This is a genomic window from Methylocaldum marinum, from assembly GCF_003584645.1.
GTDB lineage: Bacteria > Pseudomonadota > Gammaproteobacteria > Methylococcales > Methylococcaceae > Methylocaldum > Methylocaldum marinum.
In genome coordinates this window covers 5,380,626-5,394,646 of the sequence record NZ_AP017928.1, presented here as the reverse complement: position 1 = coordinate 5,394,646, position 14,021 = coordinate 5,380,626, and the positions used below count along the sequence as shown (strand labels likewise).

Genomic DNA, 14,021 nt, shown 5'->3' with positions numbered 1-14,021 from the left:
GCTCAACCCAGCCTCACCCGCGGATCGACCAGCGTATAGGAAAGATCGGTCAGCAGCAGGCCGAGGATGTACAGCGCGGAGCCCAAGAACACCATGGCGCGCACGATGGCGAAATCCTGCTGGTTGATGGCATCGATGGTATAGCTGCCCAGCCCCGGAATGGCGAAGAACGATTCGGTGATCAGGCTGCCGGTGAACAGCAGGGGCAGCACCACAACCACCCCGGTCAGAATGGGAATCATGGCATTCTTGAGCACATGCCCGAACAGTACCTGAGGCTCGGACAGCCCCTTGGCCCGCGCGGTGCGGACATAATCCTTCTCCACTTCTTCCAGAAACAAGGTCCGGTACCAGCGCACGCCGGAACCGATGCCGGCGACCACGCTGATGGCCAGGGGCAGGATCAGGAAACGGATCGCGTTGATTCCGGAGTCGTAACCCGAGATCGGCGTAAGCTGCAGCAGTTTTCCCAGCAAATATTGCCCGCCGATGATATAGAACAGGAACGAAACGGACATCAGCGCCACACAGAGGGCGATGCCCCAGAACTCCAGATAAGTCAGCCGGAAAAACACCAGGAGCAGGGCCAGGCTGATGTGGACCAAAAGTCCGACGATGAGCGAAGGCATCGCGATAGCGAGTGAAGGCCACATGCGCTGACGGATGTCGGCGCCGATTTCGCGCCCGCTATCCGAACGCCCGAAGCGGAACATGAACAGCCCCACCGACTTTTGGTAAAAGATCGTCCGGGTCACTTTCCCGGCGCCTTCCGCCCGGTCGTTCCAGAACAGCGGCAAATCGTAGCCGCGTTCGTGCTTCCAGGCCTCCACCGCCTCCTGGGTAACATGTTTCTCCCCGAGATGCATGCGCGCCATGTCGTCGGGCGTATTCACCACGAAGAACAGCAGAAAGGTCAGGATGTTCACGCCCAGAAGCAGAGGGAGGGCATAGAGCAAGCGGCGAATGATATAGCGGATCATAAGGCGGTGGACCTCATGCGTCGTCGGTAGGTGGAATAAGCCGGGACGATAGCCGCGACCAGCAGCACCGACCCGGCAGCCAGCGGCCAATAAACCGGCCGGTTCCACTCCGCCCGCTTGAGCTCCCGCTGCCCGGCATCGACGCGCCGGTACTTGAGCCCGTTGTTGGCCATCAGATTGGGTTTGAGATTGCGGTACCAGTCGTGGTACAGGGAAAATGCCTTGGGGTGATAACCGAAAATCCAGGGCGAATCGTGCCGCACAATCTCCTGCATGTCCTGAATGATACGGAGACGCTCCTCCCCGTCATCCATATTGCGCATGCGTTCGAACAAGCGGTCGAACTCGAGATTGGCGTAATTGGCCACGTTCTCGCCGCCCTTGCCCACCTTTGCGTTCTCGCCGTACAGCAGAAAGAAGAAGTTCTCCGGGTCCGGATAATCCGCGTTCCAGCCCACCATGAAAATCTGGGCATTGCCGTTCAACAGCTTCTGCTGGAACTGGTTGAAATCCGTGGTGCGCAGCACCAACTGAATGCCCAGCTTGGCGAATTGCTTGCGGTACCAGTTGAGAACCGATTTGCTGTCGGGTCCCCGTGCCACGGTATCGAAATAAAGCACCAGGGGCCTGCCGCTCTTGGCGTCGATGCCGTTGGGATAGCCGGCTTCGGCCAGAAGTTTTTTCGCGGCCTCGATGTTCTTGCGGCGCGGTGCGCCGTCCACCCAGTCGTACAAGTAAGGATTGATCCCGTCCCGGCCCTCGACATGGCCGAAAATGCCCGGTGGTACCGCGCCCTGGGCCGGAGCGCCGCGGCCGTTGAGAAATATGGCGATGAATTCCTCGTAATCGACCGCGATGCTGATGGCTCGGCGGAGTTTGGCCTTGGCTTCGTCCAGGCCGCCCACGATCGGATCGAGCATGTTGAAGCCCATGTAGTAAATGGTCGTCGTGACAGCCGTTTCCAGGTGGATATCCTTGGCCTTCATCTCCGGCGTCAATTCGACCTCGCTCTGCCCGGTGAACTGAACGGCCTGGTCGAAATTGTCCGAAGCGATGCCGGAAGCGTCGTAATAGCCCTGCAGGAATTTGTTCCAATAAGGAATGGTTTCCTTTTCCAGAGTGAATACCACCCTCTCGATGAACGGCAGCTTCTGCCCGGCATCCTTCAAGTAGCCCCTTGCGGCATCCTCCGGCTCGCCCTCGGCCGGATAGAACTCATCGTGGAAATTGGGATTCTTCAGCAGCACCATGCGCCGGTTCGGATTGTTCTCCACCAGCATGTAGGCACCGGTGCCGACCGGGTACCAGTCGAGGGTGATATTCTTTTCGATCAGGCCCCGCTGAGCGTAGAACGCATCCGCCTCCCACGGCAGAGGAGAGAAGAACGGCATGGTCAGCCAGAAGCGGAATTGGGGATACTTGCCGTGGAGACGGATTTTCAGGCGAAGAGCGTCGACAACCTCGACGCCTTCGACGGTGTAGCCGCGAATATCGAAAAACTCCGATTTATCGGACCGGCTTTCGAAATCCTTCGCCATCCGCTCGCCCGTCTCCTTGAGACCGACGATATAGCCTTTCATCATCTCGGCGATGGGCGAATGCAGCCGGGGATGCATCAGGCGTTTGATCTGATAAGCATAATCCTCGGCCGTCAGCGCTCGGGCGCCGGTTTCGGCAAAATCGGTAATCGTGCTTATTTTCGACAATTCGTCTTCGGTCAGAGCGTGATAGCGAAAGCTCCCATCGCCGTTCCTGGCGAATGCCGGATGGGGCTGAAACAGGATGTTCGGACGAAGGCGAATATCATATTCACTGTACGCGATCCGACCCTCCGGCGCATCATCCGGCAGCGGATGCCGATCCTCATCGAAATAGGTGATCACCGGCAAAGCTTCCGCCGTCAGCGGCTCGAGCTGATAAGGCCGTTTCAGATAGGCGTACTGCAGCAGCGGCTCGTAAACCTGGGCGATGATTTCGTATTCATTGGAAACGTAGGCCCGCGCCGGGTCCAGGTGCTTGGGCCGCTCGGTGAAGGAGGTATAAAGAATGTTCCTGCCCTTGTCCCCTGCCGGATAAGGATTGTTCAAGGGACTCCCGCAGGAGGCGAGCAGAAAAGCGAGGAGGAGAATCGCGGCAGGCCGGAGCAAGCGAGGAAGGCGTAGACGCGCCGGAAAAAAACCGTCGATGGAATTCGCCATACCGAGAAATGGACGTACCGATTCTTGTCTAATTGCCATAAGCGGCCATTATACGCGAGCGAGCGGTGCGATAGTCTCATCGCCGGCCGTGTTGCGGGTGAACGATCACCGCGGGGGATACGACTGGACAGTATTCGGCCTCTGGCGGATACTTTCGCGCCATTTCAGACGAAACCGGAGATCCAAAATGGGCTTCATGCAAGACAAGCGTGCTCTTATCGTCGGCGTCGCCAGCAATCGCTCCATCGCCTACGGCATCGCTGAGGCCATGCGGCGCGAGGGGGCGGAAATCGCGCTGACCTATCAAAACGACAAACTCAAGGAGCGCGTCGAAAAACTGGCCGAGGACTTGGGCGCCAAAATCGTGCTGCCCTGCGACGTGGCGAGCGACGAGCAGATCGACACGCTTTTCGACGAATTGGGCAAACGCTGGGACGGCCTCGACTGCATCGTCCATTCCGTTGCCTTCGCCCCGCGCGAAGCCCTGGAAGGCTCTTATCTCGACTCGGTAACCCGCGAAAACTTCCGCATTGCCCACGACATCAGTTCCTATAGCTTCGCCGCGCTCGCGAAAGGCGGCCGCAAGCTGTTGGCGGGCCGCAACGGCTCTTTGTTGACACTGAGTTATCTCGGCGCCGAGCGGGTGATTCCGAATTACAACGTGATGGGCATCGCCAAGGCCAGCCTCGAAGCCAGTGTCCGTTACCTGGCAACATCCCTCGGCCCGGAAGGCATCCGCGTCAACGCCGTCTCCGCAGGCGCCATACGCACCCTCGCCGCCTCCGGCATCGCCAATTTCCGCGAGATGCTGGCCAAGGGCGAACAAGCCTCGCCTTTGCGCAAGAACGTCACCATCGAAGAAGTGGGCAACGCCGCCGCGTTCCTCTGCTCCGACCTCGCGTCCGGCATCACCGGGGAAATCCTCTACGTGGACGCCGGCTACAACATTGTCGGACTCTCCGGGATCTGACCTTGGATATCGGCAAATCGGGCCGATCGTCCCGATTTGCCCTGCGCCCCTCACTATTGGCTTCGGCTTTTTGCGGATTTCCGACCGTCCTGCCTTGCCCTGTTGAAATAAGTCCGTATTCGTACGGCTACCCCTTTCATGGCATCCGCTTTGTAATAAAATATTTCGTTTTACGATTTCTACCCTCGCGGCTTTCGAGGCTGCCTCCAGCAAAGTACCGATAGAGAAGAGGAACGGACGATGCCAGAAAAAGCGCTCGAAACGGTTCTGCATGGATTCACAATCCTGGGCCTGAGTTTTGCCGGCCTCGCGACGTCCTCGGGCACGGCGAGCGCCGAGGACTTCGAGGAATTCAAGGCACGCATGAAAAATGCGAAGTTATTAGCCATGGAGCGCCATTTGAAGGCTCTTGACGATCGCTACGATATGAGCGACGACCCCTCGAAGACGGTGACGATGACCCATGGCAAACCCATTCAGGAAGGCGTGCGGGTCAAGTTGCGAGAGGTCATAACCTGGGATGAGCTGGCGGCAATGTCCCCCGAGGAGATTCGGAAACAAGACTTGTTTCCGAAAGGATTCATGCCCCTGCCCCACCCCTATCCCGCCGAGGGCGGCATCGTATTCAGCAAAACCTTCGTCGAGACCGTCGAAGAGCAGCAGGGTCGGGATCTCGCGCGTATTGACGTCAGCTACGACATTCCGGAGCGCTTCCAGCCGGAAATGCCGCCGCCGCTTTTTCTCAAGACGCGGCCGGACCTCGGCGATGTCTCCCGAGGCCGGCTGATAACGCTGTCCAATTACCGCGAGCTTTTCGAAGACATCATCGATGCCGAACAGTTGGAAGGCTTGCGGCTCTTGCTCACGCCTTTTCCACAGCAGCAGTTCAACGCCACCGATGACCGCCGTACGGAAGATCCTTCTCCCGGCGTCGCCTGCCTCGACTGTCATGTCAACGGCCATACCGGCGCCGCCATACAGACGACTTCGAGCACCCGGCCGCGGGAACCGCGCCGGCGCATGGATACGCCCAGCCTTCGCGGCGTCGACATCCAGCAATTGTTCGGCTCTGAGGGCAACATGAAAAGCATCGAAGAACGCTCGGAATTCGAATTGGAATCGGCTTATTTCGAAGGCGACGCGGAAGCCGCCAAAAGAAAGGACGCCCATATACCCGGACAAGCCGAAGAAGTGCGTCTCATGGCGGAATTTCAAAAACTCATCGATTTTCCGCCGGCCCCCAAGCTCGATTCCTCGGGAAAGCTGGATCCGCAAAAAAACGACGACGCGGCTCGCCGCGGCCAGGAACTTTTTTTCGGAAAAGCCGGGTGCGCAACTTGCCATGTGCCGCCCAACTACACCGATAACCGCACCCATGACCTGGATGTGCAACGGTTTTACCGGCCCGGAATCACCACCAGCCAAACGAGTTCGGCGAACGGCCCGATCAAGACGCCCCCTCTGCGTGGCATCAAAGATTCGCCGCCCTATCTGCACGACGGTCGCTTGCTGACACTGGAAGACACGATCGAGTTCTTCAACCTGGTGTTCGCGCTGAAACTCACCAAGTCCGAGAAGAAAGATTTGCTCGCCTTTCTGGCGACTCTGTAGCGCGCTGCCCGAAAAACCGCGCCGTAGGATGGGCAAACGCCCTTAGGCCGTGCCCATCATTTCCGAGTTCGAGGGGCACACTACGCACGCCCCTTCCCTGGGATTTGTCCTGTGGGCCAGGCTTCGCCTGTTCAGTGACCAAGGCCGTCCACGGCATTGGCCCTGGAGGCGAACTCCGTTCGCCCCATTCGGCTTCCGGCCAAGTGGTTGCTCCCGGCGAGTTGCACCCATCCTACACGATTGCACAGCTCTTCCGATCTCAGCGCCGCATCCTTCACATTGATGCTTGCGCATGTCTCGAAGACCCCACTATACTGCTTATAAAAGCACTGCTTTTATAAGTCATGAAAAACGCGACGCCACGCCAACAGGAAATACTCGATTATATCCGGCAAACCCTGCGCCAGGTCGGCGTACCGCCGACCATCGCGGAAATCGCCGATGCACTGGGTCTCAAATCCACCAATGCCGTGCGCGGTCATCTTCAGGCCCTGGCCCGAAAAGGCCTGATCGAACTGATGCCTTCTCTGGCGCGGGGCATCCGGCTGCTGGAGCAGCAGGCTGAGGCTGAGGCTGAGGCCGACGCCCTGCCCGTCATCGGCAGAGTCGCCGCCGGCCGGCCGGTACTGGCGGAAGCCCATGTCGAGAAATATTGCCGCCTCGGCCCGGAATTGTTCCAGGGCAAAGCCGATTACCTGCTCCGCGTACGCGGGCTCAGCATGCGCGATGCGGGCATTCTGGAAGGCGATCTCCTGGCAGTGCAGCGCACCGATCAGGCCCGCAGCGGCCAAATCGTGATCGCCCGCCTGGGCGACGAAGTCACGGTAAAGCGGCTGCGGCTCGAAGGCGCCATAGCTTATCTGGAACCGGCCAATCCCGATTTCGAAACCCTGGCGGTCGACCTGGAACGCCAGGAACTCTGCATCGAGGGCGTGGTGGTCGGCGTAATCCGCAGCGAGTGGGTGTGATCCTAAATGAACGGCCGCAAGGAACTCGACGAACTGCTCCGGACGATGCCCCGCGTGTGGCGTGGCCGCCGGCCGCAAGCTAACGAGGGCGCCGCTATTCCCACCGGTTTTCAGGCACTGGACCGCGCCTTGCCGGAAGAAGGCTGGCCTTTTCCCGCATTGATGGAAATCGCCGTTCCCGCCTGGGGCATCGGCGAACTGCAACTTTTGCTGCCCGCCATGCGGTACGTGCAAGAATCGGGAAAACGCCTGGCCTGGATCGCACCGCCTTATCTGCCTTACGCACCGGCCCTGGCGGATGCAGGCATCGATTTGAACCGCCTGCTCCTGCTGGACAAGCTCTCGAACGACAAGGACATCTGGTGGAGCGCGGAAAAACTGTTACGCAGCACCGCCTGCGGCATGGTCCTGGCCTGGCCCCGAAAACTCTCTCCATTTGCGGTATTGCGCCGTTTGCAACTGGCGGCGACCGAAGGCCGTTGCCTCGGCATATTGCTGCTGACAGCCCTGCCCGCCGACACCCCGGCCGCCCTGCGTCTTCGCCTCGAAGCGGGAGAACAGGGGCTTTGGGTCCATATACTCAAGGCACGCGGCATGCCGCTCGTGAATGCCGTGCTGATCGGCGGGTCGGACGACAGGGCGCCCAATTGATTAAGGCGATGCGTCGGCAAGGAATTGCCGACCTCCTAACCGTAGCGCTCGGGTAAGCCGGGAATCCTTTCCCGACGCACCGGGCTGATGCCGGCATATCGGCATGTCGGCAAAGAGTCTCTCTGCGATGACTTCTTAAGGAAGCTCTGATTAAGTCCTTCCACAGGCCTGTCCTGAGCCTGCCGAAGGGCATGAACGGAATCAACTTAATCGGAGCTTCCTTTCAGACTAAACATTGGAACACCCTATGGCATTGCAAACTCTTCCGACAGCTCCGGCAATCCCGCTCTCATCACCGGCTGAGCAAATCTCCGCCACCCCGCAACCAGTGCCCGCAACGCTCTGGCTGTGCTGTTACCTGCCGCATTTGCCGCTGGAAGTTTTCAAGCTCGAAGACGACCGTCCCGCTGCCGTATGGGAGGATAGCGGCGGGCGTTCCCTTATTTCTGCCGTCACGCCCGCCGCCGCGGCTTTCGGTATCCATCCCGGCTTGCCCACGAACGCGGCCCTGGCCTTGTGCGCCGATCTACGGCTGTATCGCCGCGACCAACCGATGGAACACGAAGCGCTGGAAACGCTGGCCGAAACCGGGCTCGGTTTCACGCCCTGGATAAGCCTGGATTATCCGGCCGCCGTGCTCCTCGAAATCCGCGCCAGTCTGTCCCTGTTCGGCGGATTGGACGCCTTGATGCAGCGGCTGCGTACCGAACTCGAAGACCAGGGCCACCAGGTCCTTCTTGCGGCGGCACCGATGCCTTTTCCCGCCTGGCTCATGGCCTCCTCCGGACTGGAACGGACGGTGGAGAATCCGGCGGCACTCCGCTCCGGGCTCGGCGACCTGGCCATCGTCCGCTTGCCCATCGAACGGGATACGGTAAAACGACTCGCCAAGGCCGGTCTTCATACCCTGCGCGATCTCTGGCGTTTGCCGCGGGACGGCCTGGCCAGGCGTTACGGCCTTGCCCTGCTGCGCCAGCTGGATCGGGCCGCGGGGCGGGAAAAAGATCTGCCCAGGCTCTTCCGAACGCCGCCTGTTTTCGAAGCCCATCGGGAACTCGCGGCAGAAACCGAGAGCCTGGCTTACCTGCGGCCCGTGTGCGCAGCTCTGCTGGAAGATTTGGCTGCCTTTCTACGCCGGCACGACGCCGCCACCGACCGCCTGGAACTGGATCTGTCCCACTTCCGCCGGCCGGCCACGCGACTGGAGCTCAAGCTTCGCTATGCCAGCCGCGACCCCGAACGGATTTCGATGCTGCTGAACGAGCGCCTGGAACGAACGCCCCTGCCCGCCGCCGTCACCGCCCTCAGCCTCCGCTGCGACTCGCTGCAACCCTATCGGGCGCATGAAACCGACTTGTTCGCCGCCGATACGCCGGGTGCCTTGGATTGGGAGGCCTTGCTGGAACAATTGCAACAGCGTCTGGGACATGACGCCTTGCGCTTCTTGGGCGCTTCAGCCGATCACCGCCCCGAGAATGCCTGGAACTGGAATGCATCACCGATCGGCATCGCCATCGGCAAGGAACGCCGGCCGTTATGGCTGCTGCCCAAGCCTCGACCCTGCGATCCGACCCGCTACCGATTACTGCCGGAGCGGGAGCGCATCGAAAGCGGCTGGTGGGACGGCGCTCCGATCCGGCGGGATTACCGTGTGGCGGTGAGTCCAGAGGGCGTCCGCGCCTGGATGTACCGGGAACTCGATGGAAACGGCGGATGGTATCTCCATGGCCTCTTCGCCTGAAATCGTAGGATTCGTAGGATGGGTAGAGCGCAGCGAAACCCATCGGTCGCGGGTAAAGCAAAGCCAAACCCATCGCCTGGCACTGCCACTAACCCTTACGGGAGCACAAGACTCTCCGCGCGCGCAACCGACCGGCAAGGCCGCGCGACCGGTGGTTACGGCGCGTTCATGGCGCAGTGACCGCCAGCAAACCTTTTCTGATATGCGCCTAACCCACCCTGCATCAGACACATGAATCGGAACATCGCTTTCGGCCATGCCCTTCGATTCGCCGAACTCCATTGCCTCAGCAATTACAGCTTCCTGCGCGGCGCCTCGCACCCGGAAGAACTGGTCGAAACGGCAGCCCGCCTCGGCTATGCCACGCTGGCGCTGACCGACGAATGCTCCCTGGCCGGGGTGGTAAAAGCTCATCTGGAGGCGCGCCGCCGCGATTTGAAACTGATCGTCGGCAGCGAATTCCGGCTAGAAGACGGGCTCAAGCTGGTACTGCTGGCCACCGACCGGGAAGGCTATGCGCAGCTTTCCGGCCTCATCACCGCAGCCCGGATGGAGGCGCCCAAAGGCCATTACCGGCTGGATCGCGGCTCACTGGAACGGCACTCGCCGGACCGTTGCCTGGTGCTGTGGCTGCCGGACGAAACGCCGGAGCCGGAACAAGGACTCTGGCTCAAGGAGCGTTTTTACGGCCGGCTCTGGGTCGGCGTGGAGCTGTTCCTGAGCGGAACCGACCGGAAACGGCTGGATCGTCTTTGCCGGCTCGGCAGCGAGCTGGGACTACCGCTGGCCGCCTGTAACGATGTGCACATGCACGACCCGAAACGGCGGCCCCTGCAGGACACGCTCACCGCGATCCGCCTGAACCGGCCGCTTTCCGAACTCGGCTATGCGCTGTTCCCGAACGGCGAACGCCATCTCCGCCCGCTGTCCCGCCTGGCCCGGCTCTATCCTCCGGAACTCCTGGCGGAAACCGTGCGCATCGCCGAACGCTGCCGGTTCTCGCTCGACGAACTCCGTTACGAATATCCGGCCGAACTGGTGCCTGAAGACCAGACGCCGAGGAGCTGGCTGCGTCATTTGACCGAGGAAGGTGTCAGGCACCGCTGGCCGGAGGGCGCTCCCGACAAGGTGCGCCGGCAAGTCGAGCACGAGTTGGCCTTGATCGCCGATCTCGCCTACGAACCCTATTTCCTCACCATACACGACATCGTCCGCTTCGCCCGTGAACAGGGCATTCTGTGCCAGGGCCGAGGTTCGGCCGCCAACTCGGCGGTGTGCTATTGCCTAGGTATTACCGAAGTCGATCCGGGGCGTCTCGATCTTTTGTTCGAGCGCTTCATTTCCCGCGAGCGGAACGAACCACCCGACATCGACGTGGATTTCGAGCACCAGCGGCGCGAGGAAGTCATCCAGTACATCTACCGCAAATACGGCCGGCAGCGCGCCGCCCTGGCCGCCAGCGTCATCACCTACCGGGGCCGCAGCGCGGTGCGCGACACGGCCAAGGCGCTGGGCTTCAGCCGCGAGCAGGCCGATCATCTGGCCGGAGCCGCCCATTCTCTCGGCAGCGACAGCCTGGACAACGAACGCCTCCACGCCGCGGGCTTCGATCCCGAGCATCCGAAACTCCGCCTGCTCGCCGGACTGGTCGTCCAATTGCGCGGCTTTCCGCGTCATCTGTCGCAACACACCGGCGGCTTCGTCATCGCGGCGGACGCCTTGCCGCGCCTGGTGCCGGTGGAAAACGCGGCGATGCCGGAGCGCACCGTGATTCAATGGGACAAGGACGATCTGGAAGCGCTCGGCCTGCTCAAGGTGGATGTCCTCGCCCTGGGGATGCTGACCGCCATCCGCAAGGCGCTCGCCTATGTGAGCGACCGGCACGGCGAAACGCTGACCCTGGACCGCATCCCGGCCGAGGATCCGGCGGTCTACGGCATGCTGCAACGGGCCGACAGCCTGGGCGTATTCCAGGCGGAATCCCGCGCCCAGATGGCCATGCTGCCCCGCCTGAAACCCAAGGACTACTACGACCTGGTCATACAGGTGGCGATCGTGCGCCCCGGCCCCATTCAGGGCGACATGGTTCATCCTTATCTGGCGCGCCGCGGCGGACGGGAACCGGTCACTTATCCCGGTCCCGACGTGAAAAAAGTGCTCGAGCGCACCCTGGGCGTCCCGATTTTCCAGGAACAGGTGATGCAAATCGCCATGGTGGCCGCCGGTTTCAGCGCCGGCGAGGCGGATCAGCTCCGCCGCGCCATGGCGGCCTGGCACCGGCGCGGCGGCTTGGAGAAATTCGAGAACCGCCTGATCGAAGGCATGCGCGAACGCGGCTACAGCGCCGAGTTCGCGGAGCAGATTTACCGGCAAATAAAGGGGTTCGGCGAATACGGCTTTCCGGAATCGCATTCCGCCAGCTTCGCCTTGCTGGTGTATGTTTCGGCCTGGCTGAAATGCCATCATCCCGCCGCATTCACCTGCGCGCTGCTCAATAGCCAGCCCATGGGCTTTTACGCCCCCGCCCAGCTGGTTCAGGATGCGCGCCGACACGGCGTGGACGTCCGCCCGGTCGACGTGCGGTACAGCGATCACGATTGCACTCTCGAAGGACCGCTCCCGGAACCGCCCGTCCTACGGCTCGGCCTGCGCCTGGTGAAAGGCTTGTCACGGCAAGGCGCGGAATCCATCGTCGCCGCTCGGTCGGAAAAATCCTTTGCCGATGCCGCCGACCTGATCGCCCGGGCGAAGCTCGACCGCCGCGACGCCGAAGCGCTGGCCGCCGCCGATGCCTTGCACGGGCTCGTAGGCCATCGCCATCGCGCCTTCTGGGACATGAGCGCCCGCGAGCGCCCCACGCCGCTGTTCGGCCAGCCGGCGATCGAAGAAGGCGAACCGTTGCTGCGCCCTCCCCGAGAGGGCGAAAACATCGTCGCCGATTACGCGTCCACCGGACTCACTCTGCGCCGCCATCCCTTGAGCCTGCTGCGCTCCCGGCTCGCCGCCCGGCGCCTCCTCAGCGCCGAGGAATTACGCACACTGGGCCATGGACGCTTTGCGCGCACCGCCGGCCTCGTCATTTGCCGGCAACGCCCGCTGACCGCTTCCGGCGTCGTCTTCCTCACCCTCGAGGACGAAACCGGCCAGACCAATGTCATCGTCTGGCCCAGCCTGGTCCAACGCCAGCGCCACATCGTTCTGCAAGCGGGACTGCTCGCCGTGCACGGCGCGGTGCAGGAAGAAGACGGCGTGTTGCATCTCGTGGCCAGGCGACTGGAAGACTTGAACCATTGGCTGGGCGATTTGAGCGTACCCTGCCGGGATTTTCATTAGTCGACCGAATCTACGATTCTTCAAGCACTTTCGTGCTATCGTAAAAGATTCGTTTGCCCATCCCTTCGAGCACTCTAATGAATCCAAAAATCAGCGCTCTGATTGAAAACATCCAAGCTCTCGAAGAGGAACTCGAAGCCGAACTGGCCAGGCACAGGGAAGAATTCCGGATCAAGCTCCGCAACGGCAAGATCGATTATGCCCGCGAATTGCTGCGGGAACACCGCAAACTCAAGGCGAATCTGGCCAAGTACATCATCAAGGCCAACCCGCTCACCCTGCTCACCGCCCCGGTCATCTACTCCCTGATCATTCCTTTCGTCCTCCTGGATCTGGCCGTCACGCTGTACCAGGCGGTTTGCTTTCCCATTTACGGCATCCCGAAAGTAAATCGCCGGGATTACCTGGTCTTCGACCGGGGACGGCTGGCTTATCTGAATCTGATCGAAAAGCTCAACTGCGCGTACTGTTCCTACGGCAACGGCCTTATCGCCTATGTCCGGGAAATCGCCGCCCGCACCGAACAACACTGGTGCCCTATCAAACACACCCGCCGCATCAAATCACCCCATGCCCGGTACGGCCGATTCATCGATTACGGCGATGCCGAGGCTTACCGGAACGAAATCGAAACGACGCGACGTGATTTCGGCAACGATAAAGTCTGAGCCCCCGTGGCCGGCCGGCTGAACCGGCCACCGCAACTCAGCGATAAAGTAGGACGCTTTGCAACAAATTTACGGAAAATCGTCATTAACGCCCCCCACCCTCGGTTGCTAGAATGTCCGCTCCGTCGCCCACAGCCGAAAATCTGCATTTGAAGTCTTTATATTTTGTACTGGCCCTGTTGACGATTTTCCTCCCGGCCTCCGGCCATGCGAAGAAGGCCGAAACCGACTCCGGGGTCCATGAACTCGTCCGCCGCCTGGAGGACGAATGGGCGGAAATTTTTTACCGCCTGCCACCGGCCGTACATGCCGAGAAATTCGAAGACCTTCTGGCCCGGGTCCATTCCGTTTCCGAGCAATACCCCAATGCCGCGGACCCCCTCGTACTGGAAGCCATCGTGCTCTGCACCTACGCCGGCGCGGACATCGGCCTGAGCTCGCTGCGCCGGGTCAGCGAAGCGCGGGAACTGCTCATCAAGGCTATCGACATCGATCCACGCGCCATGGAAGGATCGGCTTATATCACTCTCGGCAATCTTTATTACCGGCTTCCCGGGTGGCCGATCTCCTTCGGGGACAACGATTCGGCGCGCCAATATCTGGAATCGGCCCTGAAGCTTTATCCGAACGCGCTGGACTCGAATTATTTTTATGGCGACTTCCTATTGCAGCAGGGCGAGTACGATAAGGCCCTGCCGTATCTGGAAAAGGCCGAAAAAGCGCCGATCCGGCCATACATGGCGCTTTCCGACGTCAAATTGAAGGAAGAAGTCCAACGGGCGCTGATTGCTGCCCGGGAAAAACACGAGGACTATGGCGATTTCTTCTCGCGCTTTCTGACCGCCTTTTTCGGTGACGACAGCAAAGCCCCTTGAGCTCAGGCTTTCGATATCCTCCTATT

10 protein-coding genes are annotated in these 14,021 nt (G+C 60.9%); 8 read left to right on the top strand and 2 right to left on the bottom strand.

Annotated elements, in window-relative coordinates; genetic code table 11:
• Nucleotides 1-2: 2 nt before the first annotated feature.
• Both sS8_RS24040 and sS8_RS24035 read right to left on the bottom strand, forming a co-directional pair.
• Nucleotides 3-980: an ABC transporter permease gene (locus tag sS8_RS24040; protein ID WP_119631995.1), complete on the bottom strand. Its 978-nt coding sequence runs from the start codon at nt 978-980 to the stop codon at nt 3-5.
• Entirely contained in the window at nt 977-3,178 is a 2,202-nt protein-coding gene (locus sS8_RS24035) for an ABC transporter substrate-binding protein (protein WP_119631994.1), read from the bottom strand. Before sS8_RS24035 ends, sS8_RS24040 begins: the two co-directional genes overlap by 4 nt.
• Before the next feature lie 187 nt (nt 3,179-3,365).
• Between sS8_RS24035 and sS8_RS24030 the strand changes: the two genes are divergently transcribed.
• From sS8_RS24030 to sS8_RS23995, 8 genes are all read left to right on the top strand, one after another.
• Nucleotides 3,366-4,148, top strand: a complete 783-nt coding sequence (locus sS8_RS24030; RefSeq protein WP_119631993.1) for an enoyl-ACP reductase FabI — start codon at nt 3,366-3,368, stop codon at nt 4,146-4,148.
• Between the two features lie 240 nt (nt 4,149-4,388).
• Complete coding sequence (locus tag sS8_RS24025; RefSeq protein WP_119631992.1) at nt 4,389-5,759, top strand: cytochrome B6; 1,371 nt, start codon at nt 4,389-4,391, stop codon at nt 5,757-5,759.
• Between the two features lie 344 nt (nt 5,760-6,103).
• A complete protein-coding gene (gene lexA, locus sS8_RS24020; protein WP_119631991.1) occupies nt 6,104-6,727 on the top strand; it encodes a transcriptional repressor LexA in 624 nt (207 codons plus the stop codon).
• Between the two features lie 6 nt (nt 6,728-6,733).
• Nucleotides 6,734-7,378: a translesion DNA synthesis-associated protein ImuA gene (imuA, locus tag sS8_RS24015; protein ID WP_119631990.1), complete on the top strand. Its 645-nt coding sequence runs from the start codon at nt 6,734-6,736 to the stop codon at nt 7,376-7,378.
• A 247-nt stretch (nt 7,379-7,625) separates the two neighbouring features.
• A complete protein-coding gene (locus tag sS8_RS24010; protein ID WP_119631989.1) occupies nt 7,626-9,119 on the top strand; it encodes a Y-family DNA polymerase in 1,494 nt (497 codons plus the stop codon).
• Between the two features lie 231 nt (nt 9,120-9,350).
• A complete protein-coding gene (locus sS8_RS24005) occupies nt 9,351-12,452 on the top strand; it encodes an error-prone DNA polymerase (RefSeq protein WP_119631988.1) in 3,102 nt (1,033 codons plus the stop codon).
• Nucleotides 12,453-12,529: 77 nt separating this feature from the next.
• A complete protein-coding gene (locus sS8_RS24000) occupies nt 12,530-13,120 on the top strand; it encodes a hypothetical protein (protein WP_119631987.1) in 591 nt (196 codons plus the stop codon).
• Between the two features lie 149 nt (nt 13,121-13,269).
• Nucleotides 13,270-13,995: a tetratricopeptide repeat protein gene (locus sS8_RS23995; RefSeq protein WP_170161238.1), complete on the top strand. Its 726-nt coding sequence runs from the start codon at nt 13,270-13,272 to the stop codon at nt 13,993-13,995.
• The last annotated feature ends 26 nt before the right edge of the window (nt 13,996-14,021 follow it).